The organism is Solibacillus sp. (assembly GCF_040273735.1).
Taxonomy (GTDB): domain Bacteria; phylum Bacillota; class Bacilli; order Bacillales_A; family Planococcaceae; genus Solibacillus.
On the sequence record NZ_JBELZM010000008.1, the window covers coordinates 36,842 to 51,749 of the forward strand.

At 38.9% G+C, this 14,908-nt stretch carries 15 protein-coding genes; 12 read left to right on the plus strand and 3 right to left on the minus strand.

Annotated elements, in window-relative coordinates; all coding sequences use genetic code 11:
- The first annotated feature begins 39 nt into the window (after positions 1–39).
- The gene (gene nagA, locus ABS917_RS09620) at positions 40–1,239 is read left to right on the plus strand and encodes an N-acetylglucosamine-6-phosphate deacetylase (RefSeq protein WP_350478762.1); all 1,200 of its coding nucleotides are present in this window, start codon (positions 40–42) and stop codon (positions 1,237–1,239) included.
- On the plus strand, positions 1,226–2,098 hold the full coding sequence (locus tag ABS917_RS09625) for a GNAT family N-acetyltransferase (RefSeq protein WP_350478763.1): 873 nt from the start codon (positions 1,226–1,228) through the stop codon (positions 2,096–2,098). The genes nagA and ABS917_RS09625 overlap by 14 nt, the downstream gene beginning before the upstream one ends.
- A gap of 44 nt (positions 2,099–2,142) precedes the next feature.
- Here ABS917_RS09625 and ABS917_RS09630 read toward each other — a convergent pair whose 3' ends face one another.
- Positions 2,143–3,036, minus strand: coding sequence for an alpha/beta hydrolase (locus ABS917_RS09630; RefSeq protein ID WP_350478876.1), 894 nt, complete (start codon positions 3,034–3,036; stop codon positions 2,143–2,145).
- Positions 3,036–3,653, minus strand: a complete 618-nt coding sequence (locus tag ABS917_RS09635; RefSeq protein WP_350478764.1) for a YesL family protein — start codon at positions 3,651–3,653, stop codon at positions 3,036–3,038. The genes ABS917_RS09630 and ABS917_RS09635 overlap by 1 nt, the downstream gene beginning before the upstream one ends.
- A 165-nt stretch (positions 3,654–3,818) precedes the next feature.
- Between ABS917_RS09635 and ABS917_RS09640 the strand changes: the two genes are divergently transcribed.
- The 4 genes from ABS917_RS09640 to ABS917_RS09655 all read left to right on the plus strand — a co-directional run bounded on the left by ABS917_RS09640 (position 3,819) and on the right by ABS917_RS09655 (position 7,790).
- Positions 3,819–5,126: a sugar ABC transporter substrate-binding protein gene (locus ABS917_RS09640; protein ID WP_350478765.1), complete on the plus strand. Its 1,308-nt coding sequence runs from the start codon at positions 3,819–3,821 to the stop codon at positions 5,124–5,126.
- 69 nt (positions 5,127–5,195) lie between these two features.
- On the plus strand, positions 5,196–6,113 hold the full coding sequence (locus ABS917_RS09645; RefSeq protein WP_350478766.1) for a carbohydrate ABC transporter permease: 918 nt from the start codon (positions 5,196–5,198) through the stop codon (positions 6,111–6,113).
- 24 nt (positions 6,114–6,137) lie between these two features.
- Positions 6,138–6,941 carry a carbohydrate ABC transporter permease gene (locus ABS917_RS09650; RefSeq protein WP_350478767.1) on the plus strand — a complete coding sequence of 268 codons (804 nt, stop codon included), beginning with the start codon at positions 6,138–6,140 and terminating at the stop codon, positions 6,939–6,941.
- 9 nt (positions 6,942–6,950) lie between these two features.
- Positions 6,951–7,790: a Gfo/Idh/MocA family oxidoreductase gene (locus ABS917_RS09655; RefSeq protein WP_350478768.1), complete on the plus strand. Its 840-nt coding sequence runs from the start codon at positions 6,951–6,953 to the stop codon at positions 7,788–7,790.
- On the opposite strand, the gene ABS917_RS09660 is transcribed toward ABS917_RS09655, so the two are convergent.
- Entirely contained in the window at positions 7,784–9,076 is a 1,293-nt protein-coding gene (locus ABS917_RS09660; RefSeq protein WP_350478769.1) for a transcriptional regulator, read from the minus strand. The genes ABS917_RS09655 and ABS917_RS09660 overlap by 7 nt on opposite strands.
- 83 nt (positions 9,077–9,159) lie before the next feature.
- On the opposite strand from ABS917_RS09660, the gene ABS917_RS09665 reads away from it, so the two are divergent.
- Genes ABS917_RS09665 through ABS917_RS09690 form a run of 6 tightly spaced genes read left to right on the plus strand, consistent with a single transcriptional unit; the run spans position 9,160 to position 14,903 of the window.
- On the plus strand, positions 9,160–10,176 hold the full coding sequence (locus ABS917_RS09665; protein ID WP_350478770.1) for an NAD-dependent epimerase/dehydratase family protein: 1,017 nt from the start codon (positions 9,160–9,162) through the stop codon (positions 10,174–10,176).
- The gene (locus ABS917_RS09670) at positions 10,177–11,256 is read left to right on the plus strand and encodes a dihydrodipicolinate synthase family protein (RefSeq protein ID WP_350478771.1); all 1,080 of its coding nucleotides are present in this window, start codon (positions 10,177–10,179) and stop codon (positions 11,254–11,256) included.
- On the plus strand, positions 11,234–12,238 hold the full coding sequence (locus ABS917_RS09675; protein WP_350478772.1) for a zinc-dependent alcohol dehydrogenase: 1,005 nt from the start codon (positions 11,234–11,236) through the stop codon (positions 12,236–12,238). Before ABS917_RS09670 ends, ABS917_RS09675 begins: the two co-directional genes overlap by 23 nt.
- 1 nt (position 12,239) lies before the next feature.
- On the plus strand, positions 12,240–13,292 hold the full coding sequence (locus ABS917_RS09680; RefSeq protein WP_350478773.1) for a Gfo/Idh/MocA family protein: 1,053 nt from the start codon (positions 12,240–12,242) through the stop codon (positions 13,290–13,292).
- A gap of 10 nt (positions 13,293–13,302) precedes the next feature.
- The gene (locus ABS917_RS09685) at positions 13,303–13,932 is read left to right on the plus strand and encodes a peptide ABC transporter substrate-binding protein (RefSeq protein ID WP_350478774.1); all 630 of its coding nucleotides are present in this window, start codon (positions 13,303–13,305) and stop codon (positions 13,930–13,932) included.
- Complete coding sequence (locus ABS917_RS09690; protein ID WP_350478775.1) at positions 13,929–14,903, plus strand: Gfo/Idh/MocA family protein; 975 nt, start codon at positions 13,929–13,931, stop codon at positions 14,901–14,903. Before ABS917_RS09685 ends, ABS917_RS09690 begins: the two co-directional genes overlap by 4 nt.
- Positions 14,904–14,908: the final 5 nt, after the last annotated feature.

Consider the following 14,908-nt stretch of genomic DNA (forward strand, 5'->3'; position numbering starts at 1 on the left):
GGGGAATATATAAGGCGAGGTTAAAGGAGGGAAACGTTCATGGAAAAAACATGGTGTATTGGACCACTCCAGATTGTGCGAGAACTGCGGATAGAAGAAGATTGTTACGCCGTTATTGAAGGCAAAAAAATAGTCCGGTTTTGTAAAAAAGACGAATTGCCTGAACAAACCGGTCTTGTGGAAACAAAGGCAGCGTATAAAATGATGCCGGGAATGATTGACCAGCATATTCACGGAATGTCCGGTGCTGACGTTATGGACGGAACGGAAAGCAGTCTAAATACGATCAGTAAGGCGCTTGCAAAATACGGAGTGACTACCTTTTTAGCTACAACGATGACTGCTTCAGAAACTCAGATCGAGCATGTTGTACAATCGATTGCCAATACAAAGAACAATGTAAGAGGTGCCAAAATCGCCGGCATACATTTAGAAGGTCCTTTCATTAACCCGATTCAAAAAGGTGCACAGTCCGATCAGTTTATAATAAAGCCTTCTGTAGAAATATTTGACCATTTAAACGAGTCTTCTCAAAACGAAATTAAGCTTACTACACTAGCGGCAGAATTAGATGAAGGGCATAAGCTTGCAGCATACTTAAAAAATAAAGGGATTGTAGCATCGATTGGTCATTCTGATGCCAAATACGCTGAGACAAAGGCATTGTTGGAACAACAGCTTATTCAGAATGCCACTCATTTTTGTAATGGTATGAGGCCGATTCATCACCGGGAGCCAGGATTGCAGGTCGCTTTACTGCAAAGTGAGTGTATGCTGGAAATTATTGCTGACGGATTTCATATTCACCCGGACATGATTCGCTTAATTTACGGAACAATTGGTGAAGACCGAATGATATTAGTATCAGACAGTATGCGGGCAACCGAATTAGCAGACGGTATTTATGATTTAGGTGGACAACAAGTTCGTGTAGAAGAGGGCTTGTGTAAATTAGTCGGAAGTGATGCGCTTGCGGGAAGTACGCTGAATTTAAACAGGTCCAGAAAAAATATGAAGGAGTGGCTCGGACTATCAGATATGACACTGGCTAAGCTGACTTCAACAAACAGTGCAAAACTGTTAGGATTATTTGAAAATAAAGGGTCAATTGAAATTGGTAAAGATGCTGATTTTTATATCATAAATGAAAACGAAGATGTTGTATTAACTGTTTCAGAAGGGGAAATTATTTATGAAAATATTTGCGCTAAAAGGAGGGTTGGAGATGAATTTCATTAAAGGAGATGCTGTTCGCCATAACCGACAGCTGAAAGAAAGTTTCTTTAAACTGGCAAAAGATACTTTTGGTCTGGATTTTGAACAATGGGATGAGCAAGGGTATTGGAACGATACATATTGCCCCTATGTATTCGAAGTGGATGGAAAAATAGTCGCCAATGTATCTACAAGTAGCGGGACGATGATTTTGGACGGCAGACAGTATAAAGCTGTTCAAATCGGAACAGTTATGACAAATCCAAAATACCAAGGGAAAGGATTGTCCCGTCAGCTTATGGAAAAGGTTATGATAGACCATGCTAATGCACATATCATATACCTATTTGCGAATAAAACTGTATTGGACTTTTATCCGAAGTTTGGTTTTGAAACGCGTATACAATCTACATTTACTGTGGATAAAAAAGATATTGAGGAGGTTCATACAGAAGTAAAGAAAGTGAACCTGGATGATAAGCCTACAAGAAATGTATTTTATGAAACAACGGTGTTTAGAAAACCTGTCAGCCAGAAAATGAGTATGGTTCAAAATGAAAATATCGTGATGTTCCATGCATTGACGCAATACCGGGACTGTATTTACTATCTACCCAAGTTTCAGGCATTTGTCATTTTGAATGAAACAGCCGAGTATGCTGAGTTAATCGACGTGATTTCCAAAGAGCAGGTTGATGTACAGGAAATAATCGGTTGCTTACCTATTCAATCCGAAAAAATCAGACTGTGTTTTACACCGGATAATTTAAAGATTCCTGTCATGCAAGATGTGCTCATCGATGATGGAGCTATGTTTGTTAAAGTTCAAAAAGATATTATGTATCCGAATAATTTACTTTATCCATATAGTGGTTTGGCATAAAAAAATGGAGATCCGCTAAATTTCCGCGGGTCTCCATTTTTCGGTTACTTCAATAATTTCGATGTTATATCCAAAAGCCGTTTTTTGGCTTCGCGGGCAATTGGGATTTCTTCCAAGTCGAACCCGTGTGTACATCCTTGATAAGTATCAAATTGGACTTGTACACGGGATTGCTGTAGTTTATCCACAAATTCACATACTTCCTCGTAAAATAAATCGTGCGTTCCGATAAACGTATAAACCGGCGGAAGCCCTTCAATATTTGCATAAAAAGGGGATGCATAAGGAGGAATCTTTTCACTGTCGGGTAAATAAGCAAGCCAACTTTTTTTATTTTTTTCGGCATTCCAAATAGCAGGTGAAGTAAATTTCTGATGAAATGGTCTTTCTTTTGCATCAAGCATCGGATACAACGGTAAAACCGCCTTGATTTTTGGCCCTTTTACATCACGAGCTTTTAAAGCAATGGCCAATGCTAAGTTTCCCCCGGCACTGCCACCACTTACGATGATTTTTGTAGGATCTATATTCAAATTTCCTGCATTTTCCCTAATCCAGGTCAATAGTTCATACCCGTCGTCTAAAGCAGCAGGGTACGGGTGTTCCGGAGCGAGCCGATATTGCGGAATGAATACCACCGCTTGGAAGTTATGTACAAAATCTGTTACATAAGGAACACTGTCATCCGGACTGCCGAACACCATCCCCCCACCATGAAGCCAAATAAAGCACGGCATATTTTGTACTGCTTTCTTCGGCTGTATACGTATGACTCGTATAATTCCTATCAACATTTCTTCGATTAAACAATTTTCCGCTGGGTAGTTTTGTTCGGAAAAATGGACAAATGATCTGTTCAGGATCAGTTGATCGAATGTACGAGAATTGTTTAGTTTACGATCTATAATTTCAACGAGTTCAGGGTGGAGTCCGTTCATCAAGTTGCAGCCTCCGATACTTTCCTTTGTTCAACTTTCTTAAAGGAACGAAGCGAAAATTTCATAACAAGTAGACTAAGCACACTCCCGGCAAATAAAGGGATTGCACCCGGTATAATATTGAAAAAGCCATAGATCAATACGAAACTTAACACATTCAAAATGACCGTGAAAGGGGATGTAATTGTAAATAAAAATGCTTGTTTGATCATTGCCAAAAATGCTAGATCAAAATGTACATACACTGGAAAGAAGAAAAACAAAGTTCCAAAAATCAAAAAGGCAATGATAAAAGTTGGTATGAGAAGAAAAGATAAAGAATCAAGCATATAAATCGCATATAAGTCGATCGCTAAAATCAGCACAATAATATAACTAATTCCAGCATATCCGTTTCCTCTAAGCCACTCGGTTTTATAGACTTCCCAAAATGTTCTCGTAATCGGCTTATCAATATTGAGCAGAAATTGTCTTGTAATTGTAAATAAAGCAATCGTCGCTGGAAAAATACCGAAAACAAAAAGTCCAATCGCAGAAAAAAACAGCCATAGAAAATTCAAGTAAATAATTTTTAATAGCTTTACGCCAAAACTGTAAAACCCGTCCCAAAATGTCATAAAGATACCCCCTTATCTTTATTATAAATTAAAAAGTCTGAAAAATTTTACAATTTAAATTAAGGACTTTTAATGGACTTGAGTTCCACCCATTTTTTATGTAGTCTGGAAAAAATAGCTATTTCGCTATTTTATACAAAGGGATAATAAAAAGGGGGATGGGTTATGAGTAATACAATTTTTAAAAAGTTGGGACTGCTATTTTTAGTATTAGTGCTTTCTGTTGTAATGGCTGCCTGCAGCGAAGATGAAACGACTTCAACAGATGCGAATACAAATACAGATAATGGAAGCGCTAACACAGATACAGAAGAGTCTTCAGGATTATCAGGTGAAATCACAGTTTGGGCACACCCTTATACAGATGGCTCAACAGGTGAAGGGGATATGTGGAAAACATTTGCATCGGATTTTGAAGCTGAAACAGGAGTAAAAGTTAACTTTGAACAAATTCCATGGGCAAATCGTGACCAAAAGATCTTAACGGCTTTAGCGGCAGGTCAAGGTCCGGATGTATTCTATGTAATTCCTGACCAAATGCCACAATATGCAGATCAACAATTAATTTTGGATATATCGCAATATGTTACAGATGAAGAGTTAAGCGGTTTTGTACCAACTGCTATTGAAGCAACAAGTTGGAAAGGCAAACAGTATGGAATGCCAATTTTACAAACGGCAGAGTCTTTAGTTTATAACAAAGATATTCTAGCTGAGTTAGGCGTAGATGAAAACAGCCTTCCGACAACATGGGATGAATTTAAAGCTTTAGCTGAAAAAGCAAAAGCAGCTGGATACTATGCATTTTCATATGCAGGTGGCGGTTCTTTAAATAACACGCTTTATCCATTTTTATGGCAAGCTGGCGGTAACGTAATAGATGAAGATAACAACATCTTAATTAACAAACCTGAAGCGGTTAAGTCATTTGAATTAATTAACGAAATGTATACAAAGGGCTGGATTCCACAAGATTCAATTACAGCGTTTGATCATGACTCACTATACTTTGGCGGGAAGTTACTAGCTGTTAATGGTTCTGGTATTTCGGTAAATCGTTTATTAGCTGAGAAGCCATTTGAGTTTGTTATTGCTCCACCATTAAAAGATGCAGAGCAATTAACTTACGGTACTGTTGGTATGTTTGTAGGTTCGGCGATTTCCAAGAATCCGGAAGCTGCAGCAGAGTTCATGAAGTATATTACAAACACTGATAACCAACGTACTTTCAATAATATTACACAATATATCCCGACACGTGATGAAGCGAAGGATATTTTTGATTCACAACAATACATGGCTAAATTATCAGGCTACACACAATATGCGAAGCCAGGTGTGATTCACCCAGAAGGGCGTAATATTATGCCTTTAGTTCAAGCGGAAATTCAAGCAATGTTAGAAGGCAAACAATCTCCTCAGGAAGCTGCAGATAAAGCGGCAGACGCAATTGATAAGTTAATTAACAAATAATTTAAATGGAGAGTTTGGTCGTGAAGATCAAACTCTCTCATTACTTCAAGTACAGAAAGGGTGAGGCATGTGACCTCTACAACTTCTAAACAATCACTCAGTGCACGATTTAAGAGGGAGTTAAACAAAAATTTATTAGTCTATGTCGTGCTCATTCCAGTAATAATTCATTTTCTCATTTTTCAAATATATCCATTTGCTTTAAGTTTCTATTTAACGTTTCATGACTGGAAAATTATCGGGGACCCTGAATTTGTTGGGTTAAAACATTGGAAAAGTTTATTTGATGATGAAATCGCTTGGAAAGCAATATGGAATACAGTTAAGTTTTCCATCTATTATATAGTTCCGACAATGGCACTTGGCTTAGTTTTAGCAGTGATCATTAATTCGGGGGTTAAGTTTTCAGGATTTTTTAAAGGATTGTTTTTCTTACCTGTTGTTACATCATTCGTAATTATTGCAGGGATTTGGGGATGGTTATTCCGCGGTACAGAAGATGGTTTTATAAACTATTTAATCGGTTTTGTAGGAATCAACCCGCAGCTGTTTTTATCAAGTTCTTCACAGGCGCTTCTAGTCCTGGCGGGTTTAAGTATTTTTAAAGTAGCGGGTACGACGATGATTTACTATTATGCGGGATTACAATCGATCGACCGTCAATTGTATGAAGCGGCTCGGATTGATGGGGCAAGTCCATGGAAAATCTTCTGGAAAGTTACATTCCCGATGTTAAAGCCTATCCACTTTTACGTAGCGATTACAACAACGATTGGTTCATTCCAAATTTTCGACTCAGCGTTCTTGTTAACGAATGGCGGACCAAACTACTCAACAACGACAATCGTGTATTACTTATATCATCAAGGGTTTACAAGCTTGAATTTAAGCTATGCAGCAGTCTTATCGTATGTGTTATTCTTTATCATTCTCATTATCTCGTTAATACAACGTAAATATATTGGGAAAGATCCAAATTATTATTAAGCTGGTGCGGGAAGGAGCAGATATATGAAAAAAGTAATCTCTTATACAGCATTAGCAATATTAGCAATCATTTTTATAATGCCATTCATCATCATGGTGTTCGGCTCATTAAAAGAAGTGAAACAGGCACAAATTGATCCGTTGTTTTGGCTGCCGAACAATCCATCAATTCAAAACTATATAACAATTTTTACAAATGGGATTTTTATACGATGGATCTGGAACTCTATCGTTATAACTGTCATTCCTGTTATTACTCAAATGCTTTTTGCGGCATTGCTCGGGTATATATTTGCGAAAAAGCAATTTTGGGGTAAAGAGGCAATCTTCTGGATTTTCATGGCAGTCATCATGATTCCTCAACAGTTATTTATTATTCCCAAATATATTATGTTCGCCGATTTTGGATGGATTAATACATATTGGGCATTAATTGTACCTGAATTATGGGCAATCATGGGTGTGTTTTTAGTACGACAATTTTTACAGGGGATACCGAAGGATTTGGAAGAGGCTGCCTATATTGACGGGGCAAATGACTGGCAAATCTTCTTCAAAATTATTTTGCCGTTATCATTCCCGGTAATTGCGACAGTAGGGACTTTTGCTTTTATTTCAAACTGGAATGACTTATTCCAGCCGTTAATTTATTTAACAAATGAAAAAATGTTCCCTGTTACAGTTGGTCTTGCCTCGATGCTCGGAAAAGAAGGGAACTTCGGTGTTGAAATGGCAGGTGCAACAATTTCATTTATACCGACATTTTTAATATTCATTTTCTTCCAACGTTATTTTACAGAAGGAATTACAATGTCAGGTATTAAGTAGGGGGCTTCTATGAAAATAGGTATGATTGGCACAGATTCAACCCATGCAGTCGCGTTCAGTGAAAGGCTTCAGAAAAAAGGTCATGAGCTATTCGCCTATCGGGGCGGGTCTACAATTGAACTAAGCAGAAACCGAATTGAACGAGTTTCAGCGGAGTTGCGTAAAAAAAAGATTCCTTTTATTACAACACTACAGGAACTGGCAGACATTTGTGATGCGTTTATCATTACATCGGTTGATGCCTCACAACATTTCGAACAATTTGCAGACTTGGCTGTTTCTGAAAAACCTGTTTTTGTCGATAAACCACTGGCACAAAATTATGAGCAGGCGAGTTCTATAGTAGAACATGCCAATGAAAGGGGAACCCCCTTGATGAGTTGCTCGGCTTTACGCTTTGCTGAAGAAATTCAACTGGCAAAATCTAAAAAGGGCATCGAGGCAGTGGACATCATAACTCCACTGCCGATGCTGCAGGAATTTGACTATTACTACTATGGAATACATGCAGTGGAAATGATCAGTGCGATAAAAGGTACATCTGTCAAAGACATAGCCGTTACCTTTAATGATCAGCAGCACTTTATAAAGTTAATATTTCATGATGGGACTGTATCTTCAATTAGAGGGTACTTACAGCATCGACATAGTTTTCATTTTGTAACACATACACAGCAGCAAAGTGAATGGTTTGAAATTGCTGAAGGAGATGTCCGATTTTATGACCGCCTGATTGATGCGATGGAGCAGTTTTTTATAGAGAAAAAAAGTCTCATTGACCAAACAGACACATTACAGACAATTAAACTACTAGATCAAATAAAGTATACTGCCAGCACAACTTACTGATTCTTTATATCTTCCAAAAACTGAATATAATAGATGCGTTTAGGACGGCCGCGGTGGGCTATCTTTTCCTCGCCGATAATATCAACTAGTCCCGCATCCAGCCATTTTAGAAGTATCCGATTTGCGCTTCGTAACGTAATGTTCAATGTTTGAGCAAGTTCTTCGGCCGTATAAATAAACTTTTGATGCTTCATAATGCGACCCATTAATTTGGATATATAGGAAGCGGACATACCGGCTTTTTCCGCCCGCTCCAATAACTTCAGATCTGTTATGACTAACGGGTACTGTTCATAGTTAATAAAAACGGTCGTATCAATCGGACCGATTACGCTATTATCTTCGCGCACGATATAACAAAGGTTTGGTCCGTTTTCGTTTGCCTGGTAGAGAGCCTGTTTTGCATGACGGCCGGAATCATTTGCATTGATTCCAAATCCGACGCCGATTGTACAATTAAGTTTCAGCTCTTCTTTAAAGCGGGAAAGCAGCGGCAAATGCTTGTACCCTAATGTTTCACGCTCAAATTGTCCGCGGGTCGTAATAAAACTATACTGTAATGGATTCAACGTGATTAAATGACCATCCATTTGTTGCGTGAACTGCTGAAGTATTTGCTCTACTTTCGACTGCTCTTGTTTAGCAATCGATTCGAATTGAATCAAACCGTACACAATTTGGCTTTCTTTGTTTTGTCGCCCTTTAGAAGCCAATAATACCCGTTCAAAAGCAACGATCAATTCTTGCTTTGTCGGAATTAAATAGCGACATTCGATATTATGTGCACTTAATGATGTATAGACAGAGGCAATCGTAGTGACCGGGAAATAGCCTTGTTCAGCATGTTTAATATGATTTTCTAATATGGCATCAACGGTTTCGCCTTCAGAAAACACATAGTCGATTTTATGATGTAGCTGATGTGTAATCGACAAAATGGTACTTTGTTGCAACAAGTCAAAACAATACTGTTTCTGTTCATTTTGAATTTTATGGGTTAATAGCAATTCGTATAGCTGAAGTGCCCTACTATTAATCTGATAAAGCTGCAAAGATGAATCATAGAATTTCAATTGCTGAAAAATATAAGGATCTGCAGCGACAAGCATTTCATATTCATATATAAATCGATGTAACTCGTCCGTCATTATAAAGTCTTGTGTTAAAAAATAATGTGGCTGGATATTAGGGAATCCACGTAATGCTTCTTTAATTGTATCCTGTAAAATTTCAGGAACAATAATCCCTACTAAACTTTGTGAGGTATACGGAAGTGCCTTATTCATTATGTCTGTGCCTCCAAAAATCCATATTAATATAATTTTACAGAAATATGTAAGAATATTCAATTTATAAAGGGGTGACCGCAATGCAAACGGTACAACAATTAGAAGAATTTATGACAAAACCTTCCTCAGCATTAGTAGAGGATATAAAAAAAATTGATGGTGATATTTTAATTTTAGGAATTTCAGGAAAGATGGGTCCTACTTTAGCAAAAATGGCGAAGCGCGCAGCTGAAGAAGCGGGGATCGAGAAACGGATCATCGGTGTGGCCCGATTTTCAAATAAAGAAATGAAAGAAGAGCTGGAATCAGCAGGGATAGAAACAATTACTTGTGATTTACTGGATGAAGAGCAACTCGCTCAGTTGCCGGATATTCCGAATATCATTTTCATGGCGGGGAATAAATTCGGTACAGTTAATAACGAACACTTCACATGGGCGATGAATACATACGTACCAGGTCGTGTGGCAGATAAATTTAGAAACTCAAATATCGTCGTATTTTCTTCAGGCAATATTTATCCATTTACTCCTGTAACGGCGGGTAATTGCGGAGAAGATGTAACTCCAGTTCCCATTGGTGAATATGCAATGTCCACATTAGGAAGAGAACGGATTTTCACGAATTTCTCCAATCGCTTTCAAACAAAAATGCTTATGTTCCGTTTAAATTATGCGATTGATTTACGATACGGAGTTTTATTGGAAGTTGCAAAATCTGTCTACAATAATGAGCCGGTTGATGTCACGATGGGCAGTGTCAATGTCATCTGGCAAGGGGATGCAAACGAATACGCAATTCGCTCGCTATTACATTGTGATTCACCTGTGAAAATTCTGAATGTAACAGGACCGGAAACATTGTCTGTTCGCTGGCTGGCAAAGGAGTTTGCAAACCGCTTTAATAAGGAAGCCATTATTATAGGGGTCGAACAGGAAACAGCATTATTGAATACAGCGGCCCATGCCCATAAATTATTTGGCTATCCCCGTGTTTCCATTGAGCAAATGCTTGATATGGTTGCAGAATGGGTGGAATTAGATGGGACCACGTTAAATAAACCAACGCATTTCCAAGAGCGGAAAGGGGCGTTTTAAATGAATGGAGCGGTAAAGGAAGCATTGTTTGATGGTGCATTTATTCCGGCACATCCATTAGCATTAAACGAAGACAAATCATTGGATGAAGTAAGTCAGCGTGCCTTGACGAAATATTATATTGACGCGGGTGTCGGAGGCTTGGCAGTTGGTGTTCATACGACGCAATTTGAGATTCGCGATTCCCAATTCAACTTGTATGAGCGTGTTCTTTCAATTGCAATAGATGAAATGAAGAAAGCGAATGTACCGGAATCCTTCATTAAAATAGGCGGTATTTGCGGTCCGGTAGAGCAGGCGAAAAATGAAGCGACAATTTTAAAATCGCTTGGATATGATTTAGCTTTACTAAGTATGGGAGGACTCCAGCATTTATCGGAAGCACAGTTATTGGAGCGAACGAGAGAAGTCGCCAAAATCATTCCTGTAGTTGGTTTCTATTTACAGCCATTAGTAGGAGGCCGTGTATTCACATATCAGTTTTGGCTTGAATTTGCCAATATAGAAAACGTATATGCGATTAAAATGGCGCCTTTTAACCGTTATCAAACATTAGATGTCGCTCGGGCAGTATGCAATAGCCACCGCCGGGATGAAATCGCTCTTTATACAGGAAATGACGATAATATTGTCATTGATCTATTAACTGAATATGCATTTACGATCAATGGCGAAACCGTTAAAAAGAAAGTGGTAGGCGGCCTGTTAGGACATTGGTCAGTTTGGGCGAAAACCGCCGTTCAATATTTCGATGAGATCAAGGCAATTAGAAATAAAGCACAAATTGATGCAAGCTGGTTAACAAGAGCCATCGAAGTGACAGATGCGAATGCGGCTTTCTTCGACCCTGCACATGCCTTTAAAGGGAGTATAGCAGGAATTAATGAAGTTTTGACGAGACAAGGATTGTTAAAAGGAAACTGGTGTCTGGCAGACCATGAAGAATTAAGCGAAGGTCAAGCCGATGAAATAACTCGTATTTATAAAATGTATCCGCATTTAAATGATGATGCATTTGTTAAACAAAATTTAGCAAAGTGGAAATCAGGTGAGAAGAATGAAAGCTTTACAAGCACATGATGGTGTCGTGAAAATAGCTGAAATCGATCAACCTGAGCTTTTCGAAACAGGGGTATTAGTAGAGACCTATTATACTGCTGTTTCACCAGGGACTGAACGGTTATTAATTGAAGGAAGCAAACAAGGTGTACGTCAGCTTGGGTATAGCGCTGTTGGTAAAGTGAAGGAAATTGGTCAAAGTGTTACAACTGTTCAAGTAGGTGATATCGTTGCTTGCTACGGTGCACCTTATGTTGGGCATATGGAGCAGCTTGCTGTACCGGAAACATTAGTGGCCAAATGTTCTGCAGATGTATTGCCAAAGCATGCGGCATTCGCAGCACACGGTACGATTGCCATTCATGCTATACGTCAAGGTCAGCTGCAGTTCGGTGAAACGGTTGTAGTTGTCGGGTTAGGAATACTTGGCCAAATGATTGCAAAGATTTGTGCAGCAGCAAGTTATGACATCATTTGCTATGAACCTAATGAAAAAAGAGCTGAAATGCTGAAAGATACGCCGGGCATTGAAACTTTTTCGGATTTAAAAGAAATGGAACTGCATATTTTGGATTATACGAAAGGGCATGGTGTAGATGCTGTGCTCTTATGTGCTGGTGGCAAACATTCCGAAACAACTCCTCGTAGCCTTGAGTGGGTTCGTAAGCAAGGGAGAATTGTTATTGTCGGTGATGTAGAACCGCAATTTAATCGTGAACAACTGTTTATAAAGGAAGCGGTCATTACAATTTCAAGAGCTGGCGGACCAGGCCGTTATGATACTCGCTATGAAAGAGAAGCGATTGACTATCCGTATCATTATGTTCGCTGGACGGAAGGACGCAATCTGGCAGCCTATGTCCGTTTACTGGAACGTAAGGGGATTGATGTTTCTGACTTTGTAAAACTGGAAATTCCTTTTGAAAATTCAGCCGGTGTGTATGACATATTAGAGAGCAGTGAGGCATTGACCGCCATCATTGAATATTCGGGAGGGAATTAACATGTTAAAGGTTGGTGTAATTGGAGGAGGGTCTATATCCGAGTACCATTTAAAACCTTATTTCGAAAATCCCAATGTAGAGATTGTTGCGATTTGTGATAGTGATGAACGAAGACTGCATGCGTTAGGCAATAAATATTGTGTAGAGAATTTGTATTTAAAAGTGAGTGAGTTCCTTGCGAACGAGGAAATTGATGCTATCAGTATTTGTACATGGAATAATTCCCATGCTGAAATTGCAATTCAGGCACTCCAAAAAAATAAGCATGTTCTCCTAGAAAAACCATTAAGCTTAAATCTTGATGAAGCTTATGCAGTTGAAGCGGCGGTAAAAGAGTCGAATAAGATTTTACAAGTTGGCTATGTACGTCGATTTGCAACAAATGTAGGCGTTCTTAAAAAATTTATTGATGCAGGTGAACTGGGTGAAATTTATTATGCGAAAGCTTCATGCATACGTCGATTAGGGAATCCGGGCGGCTGGTTCAGTGATATTAAAAAATCCGGCGGCGGGCCATTAATTGATCTAGGAACGCATATGATCGACATTTGCTGGTATTTAATGGGTAAACCGAAGCCGATTTCAGTTTCCGGTAATACGTATAAAAAATTAGGAAATCGCGCCCACATTGAAAACTTATCTTTTTACAAGGCGGCTGATTATGATGCTGAGCACAATGATGTGGAAGATCTTGCGAATGCGCTAATTCGCTTTGAAAATGGAGCTTCCCTATATGTGGATGTAAGTTTTACACTACATGCAAAACAAGATGAAGTATCCGTAAAACTTTATGGTGAAAATGGTGGTGCCGAAGTAGAACCGGAACTGGCAATTATAAAAGAACAGCATGAAACAATTTTAAATATTACACCACAAATCGATTTGTTAAGTTTCGATTTCGCAGGTTCATTCGTCAACGAGATTAATCATTTTGTGGATTGCTGTATTAATAATGTACAGCCTATTTCTACGGTAGAAGACGGGGTTGAAGTGACGAAAATGTTGGCAGCGATTTATGAATCAGCTGCAACAAATCAAGAAATAAAATTGTAGGTGATTTCTAGTGAAAATCGTATTGGAAAAAGACCGGCAGCTACTTATGCATTCTCCGCTGTACCGTTTTACAAACGAGGACAGTGAGGAGCCAAATACCGTAACAATTATGCAACAGCCTTCAGCAGACGCCTATAAGCCATTCTCAATTTTTGATAAAGAAGGCTGGATTTACTTTGATTTATGGTCATATTCATTTGCCATTCAATTACATGAAGTGTTGAAAGCGCATGATACGGTAAAAGGAGTCCTCCGACTGCGGAGAACGACGAATAATTTCTCATATATAGAGGAAGATATCCTTGCTTTATCGGAATGGTATGGAAACGTTCGGAACGTATCGATCCGTTCGAATGAAATTGGAGAAAATCATTATACTATCGTTTTGTGTGAATTCGGAGAGTCTATTATGGCCCATTTAGAATACCGAACGGGTCAGGATCGTATTGAATTTGAATGGAGCAGCCATCTGCATATTGCAGAGTTTGATAGTTTACAAATGACGGGTGACAATGACAACAATCGAAACCTGTTTAAAAATATAGATGCAGTTCATCAGTATGCGGTTCAATGGAATGATGCCTATGATGAAAGACTGGCTGCTGTACGACTGCTCCTGCAACGAGGTGAACTGCGATGAACATTGGCATTATGAGCTTTGCACATATTCATGCTACGAGCTATGCAACGGCAATTCAGCGTATACCCGGTACGAATTTAACCGCTATTTATGATACGGATACAACGAGAGGCGAACAGGCTAGTAAGCAATATGATGTACCATTTTTTGCAGACATGAGTGTATTTTTAGCAGAGGATATCGATGTTGTACTTATTTGCAGTGAAAATGTGTTTCATAAAGAAATGGTAATTGCTGCAGCGAAGGCAAAAAAACATATTTTATGTGAAAAACCGATTGCAACAAATATTGATGATGCTAAAGAGATGATCGATGTTTGTAAAGAAAATGGTGTGCATCTGTCAATTGCTTATCCGGTCCGATACAGCGCACCTATCCGGGACTTGAAGGCAGCCATTGATGCAGGTGAACTTGGAGAAATCGTTGCAATCCGCTCTACTAACCGCGGGCAAAACCCGGGCGGATGGTTTGTTGATGAGAGATTGGCAGGTGGTGGTGCGGTATTGGATCATACCGTCCATATGGTGGATATTATGCGCTGGTATATGAACAGCGAAGCAAAAGAAATTACAGCATTTGCGAATAACTATTTCACCGAACTTGATACGGATGATGCTGGAATCATGACAATTGTATTTGATAATGGAGTGATTGCTTCACACGATGCAAGCTGGTCACGGTTCCCGGAATTTCCGACATGGGGTGACGCGATGATTGAAGTAATCGGAACGAAAGCTACTCGAAAAGTCGATGTTTTCAACGAGAAGCTTAATCTGTACGGGAAAGGGCGTAAATCAATCACCCATTTATATAGCGGGAATGATACCGACTTTGATTTAATTGTCGACTTTCTAAATTCAATTCAGCAACAAAAGCAGCCGCTTATTTCCGGTTATGATGGATTGAAATCTTTAGAAATTGCGTTGGCAGCATATGAATCAAACAACAGAAAGCAAGCAGTAAAACTATAGGACAA

Bases quoted from the DNA above. Each gene is read 5' to 3' on its own strand.
- ABS917_RS09675 (WP_350478772.1), top strand. From the start codon at position 11,234: ATGAAAGCTTTACAAGCACATGATGGTGTCGTGAAAATAGCTGAAATC.
- ABS917_RS09640 (WP_350478765.1), top strand. From the start codon at position 3,819: ATGAGTAATACAATTTTTAAAAAGTTGGGACTGCTATTTTTAGTATTA.
- nagA (WP_350478762.1), top strand. From the start codon at position 40: ATGGAAAAAACATGGTGTATTGGACCACTCCAGATTGTGCGAGAACTG.
- ABS917_RS09635 (WP_350478764.1), bottom strand. From the start codon at position 3,653: ATGACATTTTGGGACGGGTTTTACAGTTTTGGCGTAAAGCTATTAAAA.
- ABS917_RS09670 (WP_350478771.1), top strand. From the start codon at position 10,177: ATGAATGGAGCGGTAAAGGAAGCATTGTTTGATGGTGCATTTATTCCG.
- ABS917_RS09630 (WP_350478876.1), bottom strand. From the start codon at position 3,036: ATGAACGGACTCCACCCTGAACTCGTTGAAATTATAGATCGTAAACTA.
- ABS917_RS09690 (WP_350478775.1), top strand. From the start codon at position 13,929: ATGAACATTGGCATTATGAGCTTTGCACATATTCATGCTACGAGCTAT.
- ABS917_RS09655 (WP_350478768.1), top strand. From the start codon at position 6,951: ATGAAAATAGGTATGATTGGCACAGATTCAACCCATGCAGTCGCGTTC.
- ABS917_RS09660 (WP_350478769.1), bottom strand. From the start codon at position 9,076: ATGAATAAGGCACTTCCGTATACCTCACAAAGTTTAGTAGGGATTATT.
- ABS917_RS09625 (WP_350478763.1), top strand. From the start codon at position 1,226: ATGAATTTCATTAAAGGAGATGCTGTTCGCCATAACCGACAGCTGAAA.
- ABS917_RS09680 (WP_350478773.1), top strand. From the start codon at position 12,240: ATGTTAAAGGTTGGTGTAATTGGAGGAGGGTCTATATCCGAGTACCAT.
- ABS917_RS09665 (WP_350478770.1), top strand. From the start codon at position 9,160: ATGCAAACGGTACAACAATTAGAAGAATTTATGACAAAACCTTCCTCA.
- ABS917_RS09650 (WP_350478767.1), top strand. From the start codon at position 6,138: ATGAAAAAAGTAATCTCTTATACAGCATTAGCAATATTAGCAATCATT.